Raw genomic sequence first — 23,595 nt, 5'->3', positions numbered from 1 at the left:
TACCGATGCGCGAGTTCGCGCCGGGGGGTCAGGCGTCGTCTGCCACGTGGACCAGGGTGCCGGCCTCGGCAATCACCTGCGCCATGCCGGGTGGCACCGGGCGGTCGGTGAAAAGCGCATCGATTTGCGACAAATGGCCCAGGCGGACGAGCGCGGGGCGGCCGAACTTGCTGTGATCCGCGGCCAGAAACACCGTCCGCGAATGCGCGATGATGGCCTCGGCAACACGCACTTCGCGGTAATCGAAGTCACGCAGCGTGCCGTCGGCATCGATGGCCGAGATGCCCACAATGCCAAAGTCGACTTTGAACTGTCGGATGAAATCGAGCGTCGCTTCGCCGGTCACGCCCTGGTCACGGGCGCGAACGACACCACCGGTAATGATGACCTCGGCATCCGCGTAGCTGCTCATCATGGCCGCCACGTGCAGGTTGTTGGTGATGACACGCAAGCCGCGATGGCGCGAGAGCGCGCGCGCGACCGCTTCGGTCGTGGTACCGAGGTTGATGAACAGCGAAGCGTGATCGGGAATCTGTTCGGCAAGGCGCACGGCGATGCGGCGCTTTTCGTCGGCGAGTTGCGTTTGGCGGGCGTCGTAGGCGTCGTTTTCCGCGCCGCCCGGCAACCCCACGCCACCGTGATAGCGCCGCACCCACTTGCGCTCGGCCAGGAAATTGATATCGCGACGGATCGTTTGCGGCGTGACGTCGAAACGCACCGCGAGCTCGTCGACCGTGAGAAAACCGTCACGGCGAACCGCATCGAAGAGCGCTTCCTGACGCGGGTTCAGCGAAGCGGGCGCGGTGTCGCCGCCGACAGCGAGCGCCTCGGAGGCACCGGTGGGCGCGACAGTTTCGGCGGATTCGGTATGGGACATCGGAACACACGCAGTAAAAGCCTTCGCACGGCCCGGGCGGCCGCGCGTTTGCCGTCATGATACCCCGCCGTTGTATGGCATGTCGGTGACGGCACCGTGACAGCCGGCGCGGCCATCGGCGTGGTCCGGGAGGCTAGCTCAATATGGCGCGATATCGCGCGACCGGGTGAGGGGTGGCGTGTCGCGCGCGCCGGGCCGGAATCCCCCGGCGACTCGCGAGGACCAACTCAGAGGCACTGACGCACGGCGTCGGCAAGCGATTGCGGGCCCGTGGCGCCCAGATAGAGCGAGCCTTCGCTGCCCGGTCGGTGCGGCGCCAGGTCGAGAATGGCGAGTACGCCGTCTTCGGACGAAGAGAGTTGCAGCGTCTGGCCGGCACCCGCCTTGCTGCGCTGCAAACGCGCGTACGGCAGTTGCTTCTTCCACAGCCTCGCCGTGCAGGCACTCACGCGTACATACGTCTTTTTGGACGATCCCTGCCAGACCGCGCCGTTCGCGCGGGCATCCTCGACCGTGTCGCGATAGGCCGGCAACGTCTCGACTTTTACATTTTCCGGTGCAACGTCGGCGACGCTGCCCAGCGGCGGTTCTTCCTTCGCCACGACGGGTGCCGTCGGTGCGCAACCGGTCAGCCACATGGCCAGCGCCAGCGCCCCTGCAACATTGCGCGTTGCCCCGCGCATCGTCATGGAAATCCTGCCCATTCCCCGGTTCATGCCCTGCTCCACGCTCGCAAACGGTTGCCGCACGCGCCTTGTGCGGCGCCGGCCGCGCGGGCGGGCGCCGTGGTGACGACAACCTGGTATCTGGTCGCGGCGCCCGATGGCTGCGGCCACGCGATGTCTTGATGCATCCGTGTCAGGCCGCAACGCACGCCGTCATGTTCGTTAGTGCTGCCGAATTCGGCACTGGCGCCGCCGGTGTATCGCCTGCCACGCACCGCCAGTTGGCGCTCATCTTACCCGTGTTATTCATAGCATGGCAATTCGCGCAATGCGCGCTGGCCCGAATCGCGTATATTGCTGGTTTCTGTCACACTGCGCCGCTGCGCCTCGCGCACGATCCTGCCGCGAGCCGAAGTGCACCCCGCCCACCGGGCCCCGGATTGACCGTCCGGCCGGTACGCCAAAAGCGACAACGACGCGCGGGCCGAATGTTGGCACCCGTGGGGCGCGCGAGCGCCGCCAATCCGTATCCATTTTTGCGACTGTCCCGATTTCCATGTCCAGCAACGCGCAAGCCCCGATCATCGTCATCGCCCCCGATTCGTTCAAAGGTTCGTTGAGTGCGCCGGAAGTGGCGCGCGCCATTGCCGCAGGCATCGCGCGTGCGTTGCCGCAGGCCGATTTGCGGCTGCGCCCCATGGCCGACGGCGGCGAGGGTACGCTCGACGCCCTGCTCTCGGCCGGCGGACGCCGCGTGCCGCTGTCGGTGCGTGGCGCGGGTCAGGCGTCGGTGACGGCCGAGTACGGCGTCATGCCCGACGGCACCGGTGTGCTCGAGAGCGCCAACGTGGTGAGCATTACCGATCCGGTCGGCATGCAGACGCCCGTGGCGGAACGCTCGACCGTGGGCCTTGGCGAATTGCTGCGCGCCCTGCTCGACACCGGTGCGCGCCGCGTGCTCATCGGCCTGGGCGGCAGCAGCACGAACGACGGCGGCGCCGGCCTGCTCGTCGGCCTCGGTGCGCGACTTCTCGACGATGCGGGCGAGGTGGTGCCGCCGGTGCCGGCCGCCCTGCACCGGGTCGCCTCCATCGATCTGAACGGTCTCGACGCACGTCTGAAGGACTGCGAACTGATCGCCATGTCCGATGTGAACAATCCGCTCAACGGCACGCAGGGCGCCACGGCGATCTTCGGGCCGCAGAAGGGCGTAAGCCAAGCGCAGATCGAACCGCTCGACCGCGCCATCGCGCACTTCGCCGGACATGCGCATCGCGCGTTCAATGCCAACGAGGCGGCCAGCCGTGCTGGCGCCGGTGCAGCGGGCGGACTGGGCTTCGCTCTGCATCTGCTGGGCGCGCAGTTCCGTTCCGGCGCCGAGGTCGTGGCCGAGCGCGTCGGCCTGCCGCAGGCGGTGGAAGGTGCCGACTGGCTCATCACCGGCGAAGGTCGCAGCGACGGCCAGACACTCTCCGGCAAGACCCCGATGATCGCCGCACAAATCGCGATCAAGGCGGGGGCGACGGCCTCGCTGCTGTCCGGCGCCATCGACCGCGGCGCGCTCGAGAACCTGTCGCGCGTATTCTCCGGTTGCTTCTCGCTGACGTTCGGGCCGACCACGCTGGAAAAGGCCATCGCCGATGCCGCCGGCCTGCTGACCGACAGCGCCGAGCAAATGGCCCGCCTGCGCTACTCGCACAAGGCCTGAGTCCCCGCGGCGCACATCGGGCACATCGCGCGCCGCTTCTTGTCGCGCCGTTCATCGCGCCTCGCTTCGACGGCGGCGCGGCGGCACGCTGTCGCGCTCGGCGGTCACACCAGCAAATCAACGAACTGGTGCACGGGCATGGCCTCGAGTCGCTGCTGATCGAGCGCAACGTCGAGAATACGCGTCTGCTGTCGCGCGGCGAAGCGCCGCGCGAGGTTCGTCTTGAATTTCTCCACCAGCAGCGGCATGCCCTGCGCCCGACGGCGCCTGTGGCCAATCGGATACTCCACCAGCACTTCGTCGAGCCGGGTACCGTCGGCGAGCGTCACCGTCAATCCGTTGGCGATCGAGCGCTTGTCCGGATCGTGGTAGTCGCGCGTGAACCGCGGGTCTTCCTGGCAGACGATCTTCGCACGCAACGCGTCGATACGCGGATCGGCCGCGACCCCGTCTTCGTAGTCATCGGCCGTGAGCCGCCCGAACAACAGCGGCACCGCCACCATGTACTGGATGCAGTGATCGCGGTCGGCAGGATTGGCAAGCGGCCCCTGCTTGTCGATGATGCGAATCGCCGCCGCATGCGTGCGAATGACAACCGAAGCGATGTCCTGCGCACTGCGCCCCATCGCCTGCAGGCGACCATGCAGCGTCATCGCCGCCTCGGCGGCCGTTTGCGCATGGAATTCGGCGGGAAACGAGATCTTGAACAGCACGTTCTCCATGACGTAGGTCCCGTACGGTCGCTGGAACGCAAACGGCCGCCCCCTGAACAGCACGTCGTAGAAGCCCCATGGCTTGGCCGTGAGCACCGACGGATACCCCATCTCCCCGGTGCGGGCCATGAGCGCGAGACGCACCGCGCGGCTGGTCGCATCGCCTGCCGCCCAGGACTTCCGGCTGCCGGTGTTCGGGGCATGTCGATAGGTGCGCAGGCTCTGACCGTCGACGAACGCGAGCGACAGCGCATTGATCATTTCGTCTCGCGACAGGCCGAGCATTTCCCCAACGACCGCTGTCGACGCCACCTTCACCAGCACGACGTGATCGAGTCCGACCTGGTTGAACGCGTTTTCCAGTGCGAGACAGCCCTGGATTTCGTGCGCCTTGATCATGGCGGTGAGTACATGGCGCATCGTGAGCGCGGGCAGCCCCTGCGCCACGGCCGTGCGCGACAGCCAGTCGGCGGTCATCAGAATGCCGCCCAGGTTATCGGACGGATGTCCCCACTCGGCCGCCAGCCAGGTGTCGTTGAAGTCGAGCCAGCGAATCATCGCCCCGAGGCTGAACGCCGCCTGTACCGGATCGAGCTGATAGGGCGTGCCGGGCACCTTCGCGCCGTTGGGCACGACCGTCCCCGGCACGATGGGCCCGAGCAATTTGGTGCAGGCGGGATAGGAGAGCGCCTCGAAGCCGCAGCCGAGCGTGTCGATCAGACAATAGCGAGCGGTCTCGAAGGCCAGATCGCTGCGGATCTCGTAGGAGAGGACGTAGTCGACAATATCCGTGAGAACCTTGTCGGGTGCGGGGCGCACGTTCGAGATGCCTGAGGACATTGTCCACCTCCGTCAACACATCAGCGGTTCACCTTCAGAACGCGTCCCCCGGAACGCGCACCCATCCTTCCATCAACACGCGCGCGCTGCGGCTCATGATGGCCTTCGTGACCGTCCATTCGCCACCGACTTCCTTCGCCTCGGCACCCACGCGCAGCGTACCCGACGGATGCCCGAAGCGCACGGCGTTACGCGCCCCGCCGCCGGCCGCCAGATTGACGAGCGTGCCCGGAATCGAGGCCGCGGCCCCGATGCAGACCGCCGCCGTGCCCATCATCGCGTGGTGCAGCTTGCCCATCGACAACGCGCGCACCAGCAAGTCGATGTCGCCCGCGTCGACGGCCTTGCCGCTCGACGCGGTGTAGCTCGCCGGCTTTGCCACGAACGCGACCTTGGGCGTGTGCTGGCGGATGGCCGCCTCCGACACGTCCTTGATCAGTCCCATGCGAATCGCCCCGTGCGCGCGGATCGTCTCGAACATCGCGAGCGCCTTGGGGTCGCCGTTGATCGCGTCCTGCAATTCCGTGCCGCGGTAGCCGATATCCTCCGCGTTGAGGAAGATGGTCGGAATGCCGGCATTGATCATCGTGGCCTTGAACGTGCCCACGCCGGGCACTTCGAGGTCGTCGACGAGATGGCCTGTCGGGAACATCGCCCCGCCGCCGTCACCGTCTTCCTCGGCGGCCGGGTCGAGAAATTCCAGCTGCACCTCCGCGGCGGGAAAGGTCACGCCGTCGAGCTCGAAATCCCCCGTCTCCTGCACCGCACCGTCGGTCATCGGCACGTGCGCAACGATCGTCTTGCCGATGTTCGCCTGCCAGATACGCACGACGGCCACGCCATCGCACGGCACCCGCGCCGGATCGACCAGCCCGCCGCTGATGGCGAACGGGCCGACGGCCGCCGACAGGTTGCCGCAATTGCCGCTCCAGTCGACGAACTTCGAGTCGATCGAGACCTGCCCGAACAGGTAGTCCACATCGTGCCCGGGGCGCTCGCTCTTCGCGATGATGACCGTCTTGCTCGTGCTCGACGTGGCGCCGCCCATGCCGTCGATCTGCTTGCCGTACGGGTCGGGGCTGCCGATCACACGCATGAGCAGCGCGTCGCGCGCCGCGCCCGGCGTCTGCGCCGCGGGCGGCAGGTCCTGAAGCCGGAAAAACACGCCCTTGCTGGTGCCGCCGCGCATATACGTGGCGGGGATGCGGATTTGTGGCTGATGCGCCATCACGTCTCTCCTCAGGCCGCCGCTTGCGACGATTCCAGAAAGTCCTGAGCGAAGCGCTGCAGCACCCCGCCCGCCTCATAAATCGAGACTTCCTCCGCCGTATCGAGACGGCAGGTCACGGGCACCTCCACGCGCTCGCCGTTGCGGCGGTGGATCACCAGCGTCAGCTCGGCGCGCGGCGTGCGCTCGCCGATCACGTCGAACGTCTCGCTGCCGTCGATGCCGAGCGTCTTGCGATTGGTACCCGGTTTGAACTCGAGCGGCAACACGCCCATGCCCACGAGGTTGGTGCGGTGAATACGCTCGAAGCCTTCCGCAACGATCGCCTCGGTGCCGGCCAGACGCACGCCCTTGGCCGCCCAGTCCCGTGACGAGCCCTGACCGTAGTCGGCCCCGGCGATCACGATGAGCGGCTGCTTGCGCGCCATATAGGTCTCGATGGCTTCCCACATGCGCGTGATCTTGCCTTCCGGCTCGATGCGCGCGAGCGAGCCCGCCTTGACCTGACCGTCGACCACGACCATCTCGTTCTTGAGCGTCGGGTTGGCGAACGTGGCGCGTTGCGCCGTCAGGTGATCGCCGCGATGTGTGGCGTACGAATTGAAGTCCTCTTCCGGCAGGCCCATCTTCGCCAGGTACTCGCCCGCCGCACTGTCGGCCATGATGGCGTTCGACGGCGAGAGGTGGTCGGTCGTGATGTTGTCGCCCAGCACGGCCAGCGCCCGCATGCCGCGCAGCTTGCGCTCACCGGCCAACGCGCCTTCCCAGTATGGTGGCCGGCGAATATAGGTGCTCTTCTCGCGCCAGTCGTACAGCGGCTCGGCGCGCTCGCCCTGCGCCACCGACGCGGCGAACATCGGTTCGTACACGCGCCGGAACTGCTCCGGCTTGACGCTGCTGGCGACGATCGCGTCGATCTCCTCGTCTGTCGGCCACAGGTCGGCCAGCCGCAGCGGCTTGCCGTCGGCGTCCACGCCGAGCACGTCTTTTTCGATGTCGAAGCGGATCGTGCCGGCAATGGCGTAGGCCACCACCAGCGGCGGCGATGCGAGAAACGCCTGCTTCGCGTACGGGTGGATGCGGCCGTCGAAGTTGCGATTGCCCGAGAGCACGGCGGTCGCGTAAAGGTCGCGCTCGATGATCTCCTGCTGGATCGCCGGGTCGAGCGCACCCGACATGCCGTTGCACGACGTGCAAGCGTACGCGACCACGCCGAAGCCGAGCTTTTCCAGCTCAGGCAGCAGCCCCGCCGCTTCGAGATACAGCGTAACGGCCTTGGAGCCAGGGGCCAGCGAGCTCTTCACCCACGGCTTGCGCGCGAGGCCGGCGCGATTCGCATTGCGCGCGAACAACCCCGCCGCGATCATGTTGCGCGGGTTGTTGGTGTTCGTGCAGCTCGTGATCGCGGCAATGATGACCGCGCCGTCGGGCATGCGCCCCGGCTCGTTCTCCACCTTGCCGCTGATGCCCCGTGCTGCCAGCTCGCTCGTGGGCACGCGCTTGTGCGGATTCGACGGCCCCGCAATATTGCGCACCACGCTCGACAGATCGAACCGGAGCACGCGCTCGTACACCGCCGTCTTCAGGCTGTCGGCCCACAGGCCGGTCTGCCGGGCGTAGGTCTCGACCAACGCGACGAGCGCGTCGTCGCGACCGGTGAGCTTCAGATATTTGATGGTCTGCGCGTCGATGTAGAACATCGCGGCCGTGGCGCCGAACTCGGGGGCCATGTTCGAGATCGTGGCCCGATCGCCCAACGTGAGATTCGCCGCGCCCTCGCCGTAGAACTCGAGGTAGGCCGAGACCACCTTTTCCTTGCGCAGGAATTCGGTGAGCGCGAGCACGATGTCCGTGGCGGTGATGCCCGGCTGCGGTTTGCCCGTGAGCTCCACGCCGACGATGTCCGGCAAACGCATCCACGAGGCACGCCCAAGCATCACACTTTCCGCTTCGAGCCCGCCCACGCCGACGGCAATCACGCCGAGGGCATCGACCATCGGGGTATGCGAATCGGTGCCCACGAGCGTGTCGGGATACGCCACGCCGTCCGTCACCTGAATCACCGGGCTCATGCGCTCCAGGTTGATCTGGTGAAGAATGCCGTTGCCCGGCGGAATCACGTCGACGTTGCGAAACGCCTTCTTCGTCCAGTTGATGAAGTCGAAGCGGTCTTCGTTGCGGCGATCTTCGATGGCGCGGTTCTTGGCGAAGGCATCCGGATCGAAACCGCCGCACTCCACCGCCAGGGAGTGATCGACCACAAGTTGCGTGGGCACCACCGGGTTCACGAGCGCCGGATCGCCCCCTTGCGCGGCAATCGCATCACGCAGACCGGCGAGGTCGACGAGCGCCGTCTGGCCAAGAATGTCGTGGCACACCACACGGGCGGGAAACCACGGAAAGTCGAGGTCGCGGCGTCGCTCGATCAGTTGCCTGAGCGACTCGGCCAGCGTGGCCGGATCGCACCGGCGCACGAGGTTCTCGGCGAGCACGCGCGACGTGTAGGGCAAGGTGTCGTAGGCGCCCGGCGCGATGGCCTCGACGGCAGCGCGGGCGTCGAAGTAATCCAGCGACGTGCCGGGCAGCGATTTACGGTATTCGGTGTTCATGGACGGCTCAGCGTTGCTCGATCGGTACGAACTTCCGATCTTCCGGACCGGTGTAGTTGGCGCTCGGGCGAATGATCTTGTTGTCGATGCGCTGCTCGATGATGTGTGCGCTCCAACCCGACGTACGGGCGATCACGAACAGCGGCGTGAACATCGCGGTCGGCACGCCCATCATGTGATAGCTCACGGCGCTGAACCAGTCGAGGTTCGGGAACATCTTCTTGACGTCCCACATGACCGACTCCAGACGCTCGGCGATGTCGTACATGGCAGTGTTCTGCTGATCTTTCGACAACTGATGCGCGACTTCCTTGATGACCTTGTTGCGCGGGTCGCTCACGGTATAGACGGGGTGACCGAAGCCGATGATCACTTCCTTGTTCTCGACACGCTTGCGGATGTCGGCCTCGGCCTCGTCCGGCGAGTCGTAACGCTTTTGCACTTCGAACGCCACTTCGTTGGCGCCGCCATGCTTCGGACCGCGCAGTGCGCCGATGGCGCCGGTAATGGCCGAGTGCATGTCGGAACCCGTGCCCGCGATCACGCGAGCGGTGAAGGTCGATGCGTTGAACTCGTGCTCGGCGTACAGGATCAGCGACGTGTGCATCGCACGCACCCACTGATCCGACGGCTTCCGACCGTGGAGCAGGTGCAGGAAGTGGCCGCCGATGCTGTCGTCGTCGGTCTCGACATCGATGCGCACGCCATTCTGGCTGTAGTGGAACCAGTACAGGAGCATCGAGCCCAGGCTCGCCATGAGGCGATCGGCAATGTCGCGCGCGCCCGGAATGTTGTGATCGTCCTTTTCGGGCAGCACGGTGCCCAGCACCGACACCCCGGTGCGCATCACGTCCATCGGGTGCGCGGCGGCGGGCACGGCCTCGAGGGCTTCCTTCACCGCGGCCGGCAGGCCACGCAGCGACTTGAGTTTGGCCTTGTAGCCACGCAGTTCAGCCACCGTCGGCAGCTTGCCGTAGACCAGCAGATACGCGATTTCCTCGAACTCCGAGGTCTGCGCCAGATCCAGGATGTCGTAGCCGCGATAGTGCAGGTCGTTGCCCGAGCGGCCCACCGTACACAAGGCGGTGTTGCCGGCGGTCACGCCCGACAGGGCGACGGATTTCTTGGGCTTGAAGCCGGTGGCGGTCGTCTCGCTCATGCTCATTCCTCCAGATCAGGGATTCGGTTATTTCTGTTGCGCGAACAACGCGTCGAGCTTCTGCTCGTACGCGTGATAGCCAATGCTCTCATAGAGCTCGGCGCGGGTTTGCATGGTGTCGAGCACGGCCTTTTGCGTGCCGTCGCGACGAATCGTGTGGTACACGTTCTCGGCCGCCTTGTTCATCGCGCGGAACGCCGACAGCGGATACAGCACCAACCCGACCTGCGCGCTCCTGAGCTCTTCCACGGTGAACAACGGGGTCGAGCCGAACTCGGTGATGTTGGCGAGCACCGGCACCTTCACCGCATCGGCGAACTGGCGGTACATCGGCAGTTCGGTCATCGCTTCCGGGAAGATCATGTCGGCGCCCGCTTCCACGCACGCGCAAGCGCGGTCGATGGCCGCCTGCAGACCTTCCACGGCCAACGCGTCCGTACGCGCCATGATGACGAAGTTCTCGTCGGTGCGCGCGTCGACCGCGGCCTTGATGCGATCGACCATCTCCTGCTGTGTCACGATCGCCTTGCCCGGACGGTGGCCGCAACGCTTCGCGCCGACCTGATCCTCGATGTGCATGGCGCCGGCGCCGAATTTGATGAGCGACTGCACCGTACGTGCAATGTTGAACGCCGACGGACCGAACCCGGTGTCGACATCGACCAGCAGCGGCAGGTCGCAGACGTCCGTAATGCGGCGCACATCGGTCAGCACATCGTCGAGCGTGGAGATGCCCAGATCGGGCAACCCGAGCGAGCCGGCCGCGACGCCGCCGCCGGACAGATAAATCGCCTTGAAGCCGGCCGCCTTGGCCAGCAGGGCGTGGTTGGCGTTGATCGCACCGACAACCTGCAACGGTTGCTCGGTCTTGACGGCCTCGCGGAAGGCGGCGCCGGCCGAACGAATGGTTTGCGTCACGTGAATCCCTCGGTCGTGTCACGCGCGACGAACGGTCGGAAATCGCCGGATCGCGCTGGGTTGAAATGCAGTGGCTTGTTATAGCAATGAGCGTGCCAGACGCCGGAGCAGGCTGATCGCACCGGGCGTCGCACGCGGCGCACCAATGCGTAACGCGTTCATTTATCAAAGGAAATTCTTCGCGCACCTGACGTTTACGTCAAGGCGAACCCCGTGCGCCGCGCTGCGACCACGTCGCAAAACATTTCAATTTGAAACGAAATATGAAACGCGTTGTCGCAATATGCTACGATCATTGCTGTTCCACGCGCCCAGACTGACGCGTCGCCCTCGCTTTTCCACAAGCCGCGCCATGCCGAAACCCAACGCTACCGACCTGTCCGCCCGTGTGCCGATGCCACTGCCCGCCTCCGGCGGATTGTTGCGCACGGCGCTTGCGCAGTCGACCGTCACCGCCGTCAGGAAGCCGGTGATCTGGGCGGTGGGCATCAGCAAGCTCGGCGAACTCTATCGCGACATCGTGCCCGATTACACGGCCGTCGCCGACGTCCAGATCATCGACAAAGGCTACGAAGCCGTGATCGACGCGCTGGCGCGGCTGCCCGCGGGCAGCGTCGACGGTATCGTCGCGGCGGGCTCGAATGGCGCATTCCTGCGCGAGCGCGTCGCACTGCCCGTCGTGCTCGTGAAAGTCACCGGCTTCGATGTCATGCACGCGCTCGCCCGGGCGCGCCGCGCACTGCCCTCGCCATCGCCTGCGTCGCGCATCGCGTTGGTGTCGTATGCACGCCCGGCCGCCGAATTCGAACGCTTCAAGAGCGCGTTTCATCTCGATATCCCGCAGCATGCCTATCACGACGCGCATGACGCCGAAGACCTCGTGCATCGACTGCGCGACGAAGGCATGGAAGTCATCGTCGGCCCCGGCCTGGTGACCGAACTGGCCGAGCGCGCGGGGCTCACGGGCGTGTTTCTCTATTCGCAGGACTCGGTGCGCGCGGCGTTCGACACGGCGCTGGAAGTCGCGCGCTTCGGACGCATCGAAGCGCAGCGGCGCGAGCGTCTCGACACCGTGCTCCGACATCTGCACGAAGGCGTGGCCGCCGTCGACCTCGATGGCCGGGTGGAGGCGATCAATGCGTCGATGGCCGGCATGCTCGGCGTGAATGCGATCGACGCCGTCGGCCGACCGCTCGACGCCATCGCGCCGGCACTGGACATTTCCCGCACCCTGGAGAGCGCGAGCGCCGAACTGGAGGCGATCGTTTCCATGGCGGGCAAGACGTGGGTCGTCAACCGCATCCCGCTGCTGGATCAGGGCACGCTCACAGGCGCGCTCCTCACGTGCCAGGACTCGCAAGCGTTTGCGCGTGTGGACCGTTCGCTGCGTTCGCGTCACCGCCCGCGACACCTTGTGGCGCGCTACCGGCTCGACGATCTGATCGGCGACTCGGCTGCGATGACGCAGGTGCGCGCGCTGGCGCGCCGCTACGCCCAGACGGATTCGACCGTGCTTGTGCACGGCGAGAGCGGCACCGGCAAGGAATTGCTCGCGCAGGGCATCCACAACGCCAGTCGACGACGCGACTATCCCTTCGTGGCGATCAATTGCGCGGCGTTTCCCGAGACGCTGCTCGAGAGCGAGCTCTTCGGCTATGAAGACGGCGCGTTCTCCGGCGCGCGGCGCGGCGGCAAGGCCGGCCTGTTCGAGACGGCCCACAACGGCACGATCTTTCTCGACGAAATCGGCGAAATGCCGATGCCGCTGCAAACGCGCCTGCTGCGCGTGCTTCAGGAGCGCGAGGTGCTGCGGCTCGGCGCGACCGAACCGGTGCCGTGCGACGTGCGCGTGATCGCCGCAACGCACCGCGACCTTCGGCAGCAGGTGGCCGCCGGTCTGTTCCGCGAAGACCTGTATTACCGGCTCAACATCCTGCGCATGGTGCTGCCGCCGTTGCGCGAGCGCATGGACGACCTGCCACGCCTCACCCCGCTCTTTCTGGAGCGCGCCCTCGCGCGCGCCGGCGCGCGCATGAGCGTCGAAGCCCTGCAGGCGTCGCTACTGCCACTGCTGGCGACTTATCGCTGGCCCGGCAATGTGCGCGAACTGGAAAATCTGCTCGAGCGCATTGCGGTCGTCTGCGCCGATGTGGTGGAGGCGCGTGAGATCGATCGCGCACGGCTGGTCGAGATTGCACCGGAACTCGATCCGGCGGGTGGCGCCCCCCTGCGCATCGATGCGCCGGCGTCGCCCGATGTTCCCCCCACGCACGGGGGACGGCAAGTCGGCGAGCCCGGAGTGCGTCAGACCGGCGCCGCGCCACTGGCGCAGACCGGGCGCGCCCGACGCGCCGCCGAGGAACTGGCACGCATTCGCGCCACGCTCGCGGCGTGCGGCGGCGACCGGGGCGCCGCCTGCGAGGCGCTGGGCATCAGCCGGTCGACGCTATGGCGAAAGCTGCGCGAGCATCCCGGCAACTGACCGGCGGGATGCCAGCGTCAGTGCTGGTGGCGGATACGCTCCCACATCTCGTGCCAGTCGAGTCGCTTGTGATTGGCGGGCTCGTCGTGATGGGTGACCCAGAAATGGTCGACCAGCATGCCGACGGCGAAGCCGACAAGCAATGCCACGAGCATCATCGAAACGTTGAGCATGGACATGGCGCCCCCCCTGCGTCGGAATGACACTTCCATTCTAGTCAAACGCTTTCATGCCAGCGACGTGGTGCACGACGCGTTGCAAATGATGCGCGCATGAAAAAACCGGGACCATGGCCCCGGTTTTTTTGCCCACCGGCCGCGCGGCGTGCAAGGCACGCCACGGCATCGTGGCTTACCACGTGGCGATGAGCGCGCCCTTGAACTGCTTGTCGATGAACTGCTTGACTTCGTCCGAGTCGTAAGCGTCGACCAGTTGCTTGACCCAGGGCTTGTTCGCATCCTTCGCGCGCACGGCGATCAGGTTCGCGTAAGGCCCCTTCAGGTCCTCGATGGCAATCGCATCGCGCTTGGGCACCAGACCGGCCTGCGCCGCGAAGTTGGTGTTGATCGACGCGGCGTCGAGGTCCGGCAATGCACGCGGCAATTGCGCGGCTTCCAATTCCACGATCTTCAGCTTCTTCGGGTTCTCGGCGATATCGAGCGGCGTGGCGTTCTTGCCGTCGACGCCGGCACCGGCGCGCAACTTGATCAGCCCCTCTTTCTGCAACAGCAGCAGGGCGCGGTTACCGTTCGACGGGTCGTTCTGGATACCGACCTTCGCGCCGTTGGGCAGATCCTTGAGCGACTTGTACTTCCTGGAATAGAAGCCCAGTGGTGAGACGTAAGTGAGTCCCGCGCTCACGATCTTGTAGCCGCGATCCTTGACCTGGCTATCGAGGAACGGCTTGTGCTGAAAGCCGTTGGCGTCCAGATCGCCGGCATCGAGCGCGGCGTTGGGCTGTGCGTAGTCACTGAACTCGATGATCTTGATTTCGAGGCCGCGCTTATGCGCGACCTGCTTCACGACTTCGAAGATCTGGGCGTCCGAGCCGGCCATCGTGCCGACCTTCAGGGGCTTGTCGGCGGTCTGCGCGGCGGCGCCGAGCGAAGCCACGGCCAGCGTGGCGCCGAGGATCGCATGGATCAGTTGACGGGACAGCATGTGCGAATTCTCCTTTTGCTTGTCTGGCGCCTGATGGGCGCCCGTTCAGTATCGTGTGAGCCGGGTGGGCCCACGTGGGCCACGCGCGGCCCACTGCCGCCATCGTCACCCAGACCCGCGATGCTGCCACAGATGCGGGTTTACGCGAAATACATAATCGGCATTTCCATATCCCCACTGCTGTCGACGGTCTGCTCACCCCCAAAAAAACGCCCCTTCGGACAACCGAAGGGGCGCATCGCCGGGAGAACAGCCTGATCACGGGCCGGGGGGGTGGCACGGCAAGCGGCGAAGCCGCCAGCCGGTCGCGTCAGGAACCGACGATTAACCTGCAAGATGCCTTCCACAGCGCTGAAGCCCACGCAAGCCTTGCGCGCGACGACAGCCCAATCATTGGCTCAGGGGCACGGTTCCTCACCGTTCTGACCGTTCATCGAACATCCCCCGCCGCCACCGAAACCGCTCGGACCGCCGAACGCGGCCAGTCCGTTTCCGCCCGCGGCACCACCGATACCACGACCGCCCGGGCCGCCGACACCGCCGCCACCGCCGCTGCTCGCACCGACGCCACCGCCACCAGTACCGCCTCCTGTACCACCACCGCCACCACCGCCACCGCCACCGCCACCACCACCACCACCACCACCACCACCACCACCGCCACCACCACCACCACCACCACCACCACCACCACCACCGCCACCGCCACCGCCGCCACCGCCGCCGCCACCGCCGCCGCCACCGCCGCCGCCACCACCGCCGCTGTGGCCGCCGCAGCCGCAACCGCCCGCGCCACCAATGCCGATCCCCACACCGCCGCCGGGGCCGCCTGGGCCGCCGAAGGCTCCCAGCCCTCCGAAGCCCCCGCCGCCGAAACCCATCCCACCGCCGCCGCCACGTCCGCCACCCCCTCCGGCGGCATATGACGCATTGATCGAAATGCCGCACAGCATGGCCACCGCCGCCGCACCCACCATCGTCGCCTTGAACCCGTTCATGGTCCCCTCCCCGCGCACGCGCAATCTCATTCCGAAACACGCGGAACCCCGCCAGAAGGTTCAGCGTTACGGCGTGGGCGCGTCAGCCAAATTCGTGGGCAATAGCGAGCCCTCCCGTGCACGCATGCACAGGGGAGCCTTGCCAACAGCCTGCGGGAATTCCGGGTTGGCGCGTCGCCATACGCGATTCACAGACGCGAATTCCGTGCCAGACGACTCAACCCGTTGATTTAAAAGAAATTAATAACTCAATTTCCGAGACATCGGGACCGAGTGTACGGAAAATGTATCGTTCGTGAAACGCTGAAATCGCCTGCCCCTGCTCCAACGCCTCGTCAACGACATATACACGACGCGCCGACGTCCCTCGACGCCACGCCAGGCAAGCATTCCGGCGCAAGACAACCCGATCACGCGAATCAGTTCGCGTCGATCACTTCGGCCGACGATTCGCGCAGGCAGGCGGCGAACAACTGCGCGGCCGGCGTTGTCGTGTCTTCGCGCCAGTACAGAATCGCCTCGCCCAGCGGTCCCAGCGGCGGCAACGGCAGCACGCGCATCGTGCCGCGCTGCACGTAGCGGCGCGCGAGCGAGAGCGGCAGTATCGAGACGAAATCGCCACCGCGCAGCAGCGACAGATTGAGCGCCAGCGAGCTCGATTCGATGGCTGGGCGTTGCAAGGTCACACCGTGCTCGGCCAGAATCTCCGCCATCGTCGCGAACGCCGGTGAGCCCCGCATCGGCGTGATCCAGCGCACGTCCCGCAGGTCGTGCCATGCCACGGGCGTATCGGGTCCGCCTAACGCGTGACGCGCGCCCACCACGAACACGAACGGCTCGTGATGCAACGCTTCATGGCGCATCACCGGCAAGTGCCCGGTCACGCGGTTGCGCCCGAGCGCCAGATCGAGGTTCCCCTCGTCCATCATTTTCAGGAGTCGATCCAGCGTCGCCTCCACGAACGAGAAAGAAGCGTTCGGGGCGCGACGCGTGAACAGCTCGACCGCATGCGCGATCAGCGGTTGCGGGATCGTGACCACGGCGCCGAAGCGCACATGACCGGCCGTCCCGGCGGTCAATGCGCTGACGTCGCGCCTCGCCAGTTCGATCTGCCGCAGGATCTCCCGCCCGCGCTCGATGAGCACGCGCCCGATCCCGGTCAATTCGACGGCGTTGCCCACGCGCCGCACGACCGGCGCACCGAGGGCGTCCTCGATCTCCGCGATCTGCTTGGAGATGGCGGGCTGCGTGACATGAAACGCCGCCGCCACGCGCGTGACCTGACGCAGTTCGCCTAGCGCGACGAGAATGCGCAGGTGCCCAAGCTTCAGACCGCTGCGGAAAAAGCGTTCCATCGAATCGCCGGGCGTGGCGCCCGATGAGATCGTGTTCATGACGGCAATGAGAGGAAGCGACGCCCCAATCATAACCAAATGGTAATGTCGCGCACGCAAAGTGTGATTTGCCGCGCGGGCCGTCGCCCCCTTACTCTTCGAACGAGCAGCGATGTCGCACAGCATTCCCGCGAGGCAACGACGACCGGCACCGGGTGCATTGCCCGCCGCGCGCCGAGACTTCGCGCATAACCGAACGTGCGCCACGCTGCCGGATAATTCGACGTGCCCCACGGCACGCATCCACGGAGACAACATTCATGAGCACGTCCCTTTCCGACGGCGCGCAGCCGCACGCCGGCGCACTCGCCGCGCTGGACCCGACGCAGCGCGACGCGCTGTATCGCAAGCTGACCTGGCACATCATCCCGTTTTTGTTCCTCGCGTTCATCGTCGCGTACATAGACCGCGTGAACGTGAGCTTCGCGAAGTTGCAGATGCTCACGGACCTCTCGCTGTCGGAGACCGTCTACGGCGCGGGCGCCGGTGTGTTCTTCCTCGGCTATTTCATCTTCGAGGTGCCGAGCAATCTGATCCTTCACCGGGTAGGCGCGCGCATGTGGATCGCGCGCATCATGGTCACCTGGTCGATCATTTCGTGCCTGACGATGTTCACGCAGGGCCCGGTGTCGTTCTACGTGCTGCGCTTCCTGCTCGGCGTGGCCGAAGCCGGGTTCTTCCCCGGCATCGTGCTGTATCTGGCCACGTGGTTCCCGTCGAACAAGCGCTCACGGATCATTGCCCTGTTCATGGTCGCGATTCCGGTCTCGGGCGCCATCGGCGGTCCGTTGTCGGGCTGGATCATGCAGCAGTTCGGCGGGTTGCACGGCTTTGCGGGATGGCAGTGGCTCTTTCTGATCGAAGGGGTCGCGTCGCTCGCCGTGGGTATCGCGGCCTTCTTCGTGCTGCAGGATCGCATCGAGACGGTGAAGTGGCTGAGCGCCGACGAGAAGCGCATGCTGGCGCAGGACCTCGCCGCCGACGACAGCACGCGTGCGCGTCATAGCGTGCGCGAGGTGTTCGGCAACGGCAAGGTGTGGCTGCTCGGCCTGCTCTACTTCTGCATCGCGATGGGCAATTACGGCCTCGTGTTCTGGATGCCGACGATGATTCGCGCGGCGGGCGTTGCCAACCTCGGCAACATCGGGCTGCTCTCCGCGGTGCCGTCGCTCATCAGCGCGGTGGCCATGATTCTCGTGGCCGGCCATGCGGATCGACGCAACGAACGCCGCGTGCACGTGGCCGTGTGCTGCCTGCTGGGCGCCGCCGGCATGCTCGCCTCCGTGTTGCTCGCCCAACACCTGTGGTGGTCGATCGCCGCGCTCATCGTCGCCGCCATCGGCATCAACTCGATCGCGCCGGTGTTCTGGGGCATTCCCACGGCCATGATGAGCGGGGCGGGCGCCGCCGCGGCCATCGCGCTGATCAACTCGACCGGCAATCTCGCCGGCTTCGTCAGCCCCTACGTGATCGGCTATCTCAAGGACAGCACCGGGCAACTGCTGCCGGGCATGATCGTGCTGGCATGCGCGCTCGTCGCCGGCGCGTTGCTCGTACTCTCGCTCAAGCCGCAACGGGGTCAGGCATGAGCGCGCGCGTTTGCCTCGTGACCGGTGCCGCCACGGGTATCGGCGCCGCGACCGCCCTGCGCTTCGCGCGCGACGGGTGGGCCGTGGCGATCAACAACTTCGACGACAGCACCCGCGCGGCGGCCGAGGCCGTGGCCGCCCAGTGCCGTCAGGCCGGCACGCAAACGCTCGTCGTGGACGCCGATGTGGGAGACGATGCCGCGTGCCGCCGCATGGTCGACGCGGTGGCCGCGCAATGGGGCAGGCTCGACGCCCTGGTCAACAGCGCCGGCACCACACGGGTGATCCCGCACGGCGATCTCGAAGCCATCGACGCGGGCGAGTTTGAACGCGTCTACCGCGTGAACCTCGTCGGCATGTTCCAGATGACGCGTGCGGCCGCACCGCTCATGCGCGAGCGCGTCTCGGGCGCGGCGTCGGCGAGTGTCATCAACATTTCGTCGCTGGCGTCGCTCAACGGCACCGGGTCATCGATCGCTTACGCGGCGTCGAAGGGTGCGGTGAACTCGCTCACGCTCTCGCTCGCCCGCAATCTCGCGCCGCACGTACGCGTGAACGCCATCGCACCGGGCATGGTCGACGACGGCTTGCTGCGACGCGTGCTCGGGGACGACGCCTATGCCCGTGTGGTCGACGGCATGCGCGAGAACGCACCGCTCAAGCGCGTGTCGCAGCCGTCGGAAATCGCCGAACTGGCCTGGTTCCTCGCCGCCCATGCGCCCGCGATGACCGGCCAGGTGCTCGCCATCGAAAACGGCCTGCTGCTCAACACGTGAGCATCGCGCCCCAAGGAAGCCCCCCATGACAGATCTGCACAAACACCGCTCGCGCACCGTCACCGAAGGCGTGACGCGCACGCCGCACCGCGCCTTTCTGCGCGCCACCGGCCTGGACGACGACGCCATCGACAAGCCGTTCGTCGCGATCGTGGATACCTTCGGCGAGAACACGCCCTGCTCGATGTCGCTCAACCAGATCTCGGACAACGTCCGACTGGGCGTGGCCGCCGGAGGCGGCGTGCCGATTCGCGGCTCGGCGATTTCCGTGTCGGACGGCACCTCGATGAACCACTCGGGCATGCGCTTCTCGCTGGTCTCGCGCGAGACGATTGCCGACAGCGTCGAGCTGTTCGTGCGCGCCCACTGCTACGACGCCCTCGTGGGCGTGGCGGGCTGCGACAAGACCCTGCCCGGCATTCTGATGGGCATGGTGCGCGTGAACGTTCCCGGCGTATTCCTGTTCGGCGGCGCCATGCTCCCCGGCGTGGCGCCCGATGGCTCGCAGGCCACCATCCTCACCGCCATCGAGGCGGTAGGCGCGGCGCAGCGAGGCGACATGTCCGCGCAGACACTGCGCGGCATCGAAAAGCGTTGCACCCCGACCGCCGGCTCATGCCCGGGACAGTTCACTGCCAATACGATGGCCATGGTGGCGGAGGTGCTCGGTCTCGCCCCGCTCGGCTCGGCGATGGTGCCCGCGGTCTACAGCGAACGCATCGCGATCGCCCGGCGCGCCGGCGAGCACGTCATGCGCGCGCTGCGCAACGGCGGGCCGCTGCCACGCGACCTGGTCACGCGCAAGAGCCTCGAGAATGCGTGTGCCGCCGTGGCGGCCACCGGAGGCTCGACCAACGCCATGCTCCACATCCCGGCCATCGCGCATGAGGCCGGCATCGAATTCACGCTCGACGATGTCTCCGAAGTGCTCGCACGCACGCCGCTCATCGGCGACATGCAGCCGGGCGGACGCTACCTCGCGGTGGACCTGCATCACGTCGGCGGCGTGCCGGCCGTGCTCAACGCGCTGCTCGCCGGCGGACACCTTCACGGCGACACGCTCACGCAAAGCGGCGAGACGCTCGAAGTCGCATTGCGCGCCTTCCCCGGACCCGACGGACGCGTGGTCAGACCGCACACCGAACCGCTCTCGCCAAACGCCGGACTGGTGGTCCTGCGCGGCAACCTCGCACCCGACGGCGCAGCGCTCAAGACCGCCGGTCTGAAGCAACTGGTGTTCTCGGGCACCGCCCGTGTTTTCGAGACGGAAGAGGACTGCATGGCGGTGGTGTCCGCGGGCACCTATCGCGAAGGCGACGTCCTCGTGATCCGCAACGAAGGTCCCAAAGGCGGCCCGGGAATGCGCGAGATGCTCAGCGTGACGGCGGCGATCTACGGACAGGGCATGGGCGAGAAAGTCGCGCTGCTCACCGACGGCCGTTTCTCGGGCGCCACGCGCGGCATGTGCATCGGCTACGTCGGCCCGGAAGCGGCGTCGGGCGGTCCGATCCGTTTGCTGCGCGACGGCGATCGCATCCACATCGACGCGATCCGGGGCACGCTCGACGTCGAACTCTCCGACGAAGCGCTGGCCGCGCGCGCGGCCGAGGCGAAGCCGTTCGTGCGCGCGCGCCTCGGCGGCGTACTGGAGAAGTATGAAGCGCTCGTGCGCCCGGCCAAGTTCGGCGCCGTGACCCATTCGGGGGCCGTCGACTGGCCCTACGAAGCCTCGCTCGGAGAAACGCCGACCCCGGAGGAAGCGAAGCGATGACAACCCGACGCTTAGGTTTTTGCGGCATCGGCCGCATGGGCGAACCGATGGCGCGGCGCCTGCTCGCCGCCGGACACGATGTCGCCGTCTGGAATCGGTCCGGCGCCAAACTCTCGGCGTTGACCGAAGCCGGTGCCATCGCCTGCGCCACGCCACGGGCGCTTGGGGAAAGCGTCGACATCGCGCTGCTCTGCCTCGGTGACGGCAAGGCCGTGGAGGACGTGGTCTTCGGCGAGCACGGCCTCGTGCATGCCACCACGCCGCCGCGCTTTCTCGTCGACCACTCCACGTTGTCGCCTGCGCTCACGCGCACGCTCGCCTCGCGCTGGTCCAAGGCCACCGGCAATGGGTGGATCGATGCGCCGGTCTCGGGGGGCACGGGCGGTGCCGAAGCGGGCACGCTGGCCATCATGGCGGGCGGGCCCGCGCAGGCGATCGAGTCCGTGACGCCCGTGTTGCGCGCGTTTGCCTCGCGCGTCACGCGCATGGGCGACATCGGCGCCGGTCAGACCACGAAGCTCGCGAATCAGGCCATCGTGGCGACCACCCTCGCCGGGCTGGCGGAGGCCTATGTGCTCGCCCGGCGCAACGGCATCGATACGGTGGCCGTGCCGATGGCGCTGCAGGGCGGCTGGGCCGACTCGATACTGCTTCAAACGCTGTGGCCGCGCATGGTGAATCCGCCCGAGCATGCCACCGGCACGGTGCGCGTGATGCTCAAGGACCTCGATGCGATTGCCGAACTCGCGCATGCGAGTGCGACCGTGCAGCGCGTGCTGCCGGAAGTACGCCGGCTGCTCCGGGACGCGGTTGCCCGCGGCATGGGCGAGTGGGATCTGTCGCAGGTCTATCGCATTGGCGAGGCGCAGAGCGCGCCCGACGCGTGACGGTCCAGGCGCCGCCGCACGGCGTCCAGCCATGAAAAAAGCCATGTCCGTAGCCGGACATGGCTTTTTCATTCGGGCTCGCCTCACGCGCCCCCGCCGTTACTTCACCTGCACCGTCGCAAAGTACTGACGACCGAACGGGCTGACCTGGTAGCCCGAAACACCGGCACGCGTGATGACCGCGGCGACCGGATGCGCCAGCGGAATCCACAGGGCGTCGTCCTTGATCATCTTTTGCGCCGCCTGGTACTTCGCCGTGCGCGCCGCCAAGTCGTGCGTGCGTTTGCCGTCGGCGATCAGCCTGTCGAGATTGGCGTCGCAAAAGCGCGCGAAGTTGGTGCCCGAGGTCACGGCCGCGCAGCTGAATTGCGGCGTGAGGAAATTGTCCGGATCACCGTTGTCCCCCGACCACCCCATGAACAGCAGGTCATGCTCGCCCGCCTTGCCGCGTCGGATCAGCTCGCCCCACTCCACCGTCTTGATCTGGGCCTTCACGCCGATCTTCGCGAGATCGCTTTGCAGCATCTCGGCGCCCACGCGCGGATTCGGGTTGAGCAGGCTGCCGGCCGGACGTGTCCAGATGGTCGTCTCGAAACCCTTGGGGAAGCCCGCGTCCGCGAGCAGCTTCTTCGCCTTCTCGACGTTCAGCGGATAATCGGCGACCTGGCTGGCATAGCTCCATGTGTTCGGCGGGTAGACGTTGACCGCCGGCGTGGCCGATCCCTCGAAGACCTGCTTGACGTAGTTCGGCTTGTCGAACGCCAGGTTCAGCGCCTGACGCACGCGCACGTCGTTCAGCGGCTTGTGCTGCGTGTTGATTGCCACGAACGCCGTCATGAATGCCGGGGTCTGCACGACCCTGAGGGTCTTGTCGCCGCGCGCGGCCTGCACGTCGAGCGGCTTGGGCGACAGGGCGATCTGGCACTCGCCGACCTTCACCTTCTGCGCCCGCACCGCCGGATCGGGCACGATCGTGTAGATCAGACGCTCGGACGCGGGCGCGCCGCCGAAGTAAGTCTTGTTGGCGTCGTAGCGCACCACGCTGTCCTTCTGATAGCTGCGCAGGATGAACGGGCCGGTCCCGATGGGCTTCGCATTCATCTCGTCCGTCTTGTCGAGGGCCACCAGCTTGTCGGCGTACTCCGCCGAATAGATCGACGCAAAGCCCATCGACAGCATCGAGAGGAACACGGCGTCCGGTTCGGAGAGCGTGAAGCGAACAGTGTGATCGTCGACCTTGCGCACCGACTTGATCAGCTTGCCCAGCGACAGCGACTGCGCATGCGGGAAACCGGACGGCGTGAGCTTGTGCCACGGCGCGTTGTCGTTGAGCATGCGATCGAAGGTGAAGACGACGTCGTCGGCATTGAACGCGCGCGTGGGCTTGAAGTACTCGTTGCTGTGGAAGCTCACGTTCGGGCGCAGCGTGAACGTGTAGGTGAGCCCGTCGGGACTCACTTCCCACTTCGTCGCCAGGCTCGGCACCACCTTGGCCTGTGCCGCGTCGAACTCGACCAGCCGGTTGAACACCGTATCGGCCGATGCGTTGGTCGTTGTCAGCGAGTTGTAGCGCACGACATCGAAGCCCTCGGGGCTCGCTTCGGTGCACACGGTGAGCGCCTTGGCATGAGCCGCGAGCGGCACCATCGGCAGGGAAAGGGCGGCCAGAACGGCAGCCAGCGTACTACGCGGGCAACGGCGCATGAGCTTCTTCTCCAGGAAGTCGATGACATTGGGCGAAACAGCGGGCCAGAATAGCGCAAATTCAGGACACCTGCCTTTCTCCACCGGCATCGCCGTGTCGGCGGTGTTGTCGTCTC

At 66.5% G+C, this 23,595-nt stretch carries 18 protein-coding genes; 7 read left to right on the top strand and 11 right to left on the bottom strand.

What is annotated here, in order from left to right:
- Positions 1-28 precede the first annotated feature (28 nt).
- Both LV28_RS33055 and LV28_RS33050 read right to left on the bottom strand, forming a co-directional pair.
- Complete coding sequence (locus tag LV28_RS33055) at positions 29-877, bottom strand: DeoR/GlpR family DNA-binding transcription regulator (RefSeq protein ID WP_023595349.1); 849 nt, start codon at positions 875-877, stop codon at positions 29-31.
- Between the two features lie 227 nt (positions 878-1,104).
- On the bottom strand, positions 1,105-1,593 hold the full coding sequence (locus LV28_RS33050; RefSeq protein WP_147291572.1) for a hypothetical protein: 489 nt from the start codon (positions 1,591-1,593) through the stop codon (positions 1,105-1,107).
- Between the two features lie 505 nt (positions 1,594-2,098).
- On the opposite strand from LV28_RS33050, the gene LV28_RS33045 reads away from it, so the two are divergent.
- Complete coding sequence (locus tag LV28_RS33045) at positions 2,099-3,250, top strand: glycerate kinase (RefSeq protein ID WP_023595347.1); 1,152 nt, start codon at positions 2,099-2,101, stop codon at positions 3,248-3,250.
- A 104-nt stretch (positions 3,251-3,354) separates the two neighbouring features.
- Here LV28_RS33045 and LV28_RS33040 read toward each other — a convergent pair whose 3' ends face one another.
- Genes LV28_RS33040 through prpB form a run of 5 tightly spaced genes read right to left on the bottom strand, consistent with a single transcriptional unit; the run spans position 3,355 to position 10,717 of the window.
- A complete protein-coding gene (locus tag LV28_RS33040; protein WP_038617962.1) occupies positions 3,355-4,803 on the bottom strand; it encodes a bifunctional 2-methylcitrate dehydratase/aconitate hydratase in 1,449 nt (482 codons plus the stop codon).
- Positions 4,804-4,837: 34 nt separating this feature from the next.
- Positions 4,838-6,031, bottom strand: a complete 1,194-nt coding sequence (gene prpF / locus LV28_RS33035) for a 2-methylaconitate cis-trans isomerase PrpF (RefSeq protein ID WP_038617965.1) — start codon at positions 6,029-6,031, stop codon at positions 4,838-4,840.
- An 11-nt stretch (positions 6,032-6,042) separates the two neighbouring features.
- Positions 6,043-8,640 (bottom strand): Fe/S-dependent 2-methylisocitrate dehydratase AcnD, encoded by a 2,598-nt coding sequence (gene acnD, locus LV28_RS33030; protein WP_038617968.1) that lies wholly within the window; start codon positions 8,638-8,640, stop codon positions 6,043-6,045.
- A gap of 7 nt (positions 8,641-8,647) precedes the next feature.
- A complete protein-coding gene (prpC, locus tag LV28_RS33025; protein WP_038621244.1) occupies positions 8,648-9,799 on the bottom strand; it encodes a bifunctional 2-methylcitrate synthase/citrate synthase in 1,152 nt (383 codons plus the stop codon).
- A gap of 27 nt (positions 9,800-9,826) precedes the next feature.
- Positions 9,827-10,717: a methylisocitrate lyase gene (gene prpB / locus LV28_RS33020; RefSeq protein WP_023595342.1), complete on the bottom strand. Its 891-nt coding sequence runs from the start codon at positions 10,715-10,717 to the stop codon at positions 9,827-9,829.
- 352 nt (positions 10,718-11,069) lie between these two features.
- Between prpB and prpR the strand changes: the two genes are divergently transcribed.
- Positions 11,070-13,199: a propionate catabolism operon regulatory protein PrpR gene (gene prpR, locus LV28_RS33015; protein ID WP_235195521.1), complete on the top strand. Its 2,130-nt coding sequence runs from the start codon at positions 11,070-11,072 to the stop codon at positions 13,197-13,199.
- Between the two features lie 17 nt (positions 13,200-13,216).
- On the opposite strand, the gene LV28_RS48715 is transcribed toward prpR, so the two are convergent.
- Both LV28_RS48715 and LV28_RS33010 read right to left on the bottom strand, forming a co-directional pair.
- Positions 13,217-13,378 carry a hypothetical protein gene (locus LV28_RS48715; RefSeq protein ID WP_023595339.1) on the bottom strand — a complete coding sequence of 54 codons (162 nt, stop codon included), beginning with the start codon at positions 13,376-13,378 and terminating at the stop codon, positions 13,217-13,219.
- A gap of 172 nt (positions 13,379-13,550) precedes the next feature.
- Complete coding sequence (locus LV28_RS33010; protein ID WP_038617971.1) at positions 13,551-14,360, bottom strand: MetQ/NlpA family ABC transporter substrate-binding protein; 810 nt, start codon at positions 14,358-14,360, stop codon at positions 13,551-13,553.
- Between the two features lie 74 nt (positions 14,361-14,434).
- Here LV28_RS33010 and LV28_RS49075 point away from each other — a divergent pair, with 74 nt between their 5' ends.
- Positions 14,435-15,286 carry a hypothetical protein gene (locus LV28_RS49075; protein WP_179948698.1) on the top strand — a complete coding sequence of 284 codons (852 nt, stop codon included), beginning with the start codon at positions 14,435-14,437 and terminating at the stop codon, positions 15,284-15,286.
- A 491-nt stretch (positions 15,287-15,777) separates the two neighbouring features.
- On the opposite strand, the gene LV28_RS33000 is transcribed toward LV28_RS49075, so the two are convergent.
- Positions 15,778-16,752 carry a LysR family transcriptional regulator gene (locus tag LV28_RS33000; RefSeq protein ID WP_029753839.1) on the bottom strand — a complete coding sequence of 325 codons (975 nt, stop codon included), beginning with the start codon at positions 16,750-16,752 and terminating at the stop codon, positions 15,778-15,780.
- A gap of 260 nt (positions 16,753-17,012) precedes the next feature.
- On the opposite strand from LV28_RS33000, the gene LV28_RS32995 reads away from it, so the two are divergent.
- From LV28_RS32995 to LV28_RS32980, 4 genes are read left to right on the top strand one after another with little or no spacing between them, the layout of a single operon-like run.
- A complete protein-coding gene (locus tag LV28_RS32995) occupies positions 17,013-18,341 on the top strand; it encodes an MFS transporter (protein WP_025248946.1) in 1,329 nt (442 codons plus the stop codon).
- Positions 18,338-19,117: an SDR family NAD(P)-dependent oxidoreductase gene (locus tag LV28_RS32990; RefSeq protein ID WP_023595334.1), complete on the top strand. Its 780-nt coding sequence runs from the start codon at positions 18,338-18,340 to the stop codon at positions 19,115-19,117. The genes LV28_RS32995 and LV28_RS32990 overlap by 4 nt, the downstream gene beginning before the upstream one ends.
- A 25-nt stretch (positions 19,118-19,142) precedes the next feature.
- Entirely contained in the window at positions 19,143-20,888 is a 1,746-nt protein-coding gene (ilvD, locus tag LV28_RS32985; RefSeq protein ID WP_023595333.1) for a dihydroxy-acid dehydratase, read from the top strand.
- Positions 20,885-21,775 (top strand): NAD(P)-dependent oxidoreductase, encoded by an 891-nt coding sequence (locus tag LV28_RS32980; protein WP_038617977.1) that lies wholly within the window; start codon positions 20,885-20,887, stop codon positions 21,773-21,775. The genes ilvD and LV28_RS32980 overlap by 4 nt, the downstream gene beginning before the upstream one ends.
- A 99-nt stretch (positions 21,776-21,874) precedes the next feature.
- Here LV28_RS32980 and LV28_RS32975 read toward each other — a convergent pair whose 3' ends face one another.
- The gene (locus LV28_RS32975; RefSeq protein ID WP_028731098.1) at positions 21,875-23,479 is read right to left on the bottom strand and encodes an ABC transporter substrate-binding protein; all 1,605 of its coding nucleotides are present in this window, start codon (positions 23,477-23,479) and stop codon (positions 21,875-21,877) included.
- Positions 23,480-23,595 lie beyond the last annotated feature (116 nt).

Source organism: Pandoraea pnomenusa (assembly GCF_000767615.3).
GTDB classification, from domain to species: domain Bacteria; phylum Pseudomonadota; class Gammaproteobacteria; order Burkholderiales; family Burkholderiaceae; genus Pandoraea; species Pandoraea pnomenusa.
This window is presented reverse-complemented; position numbering and strand designations above follow the sequence as displayed.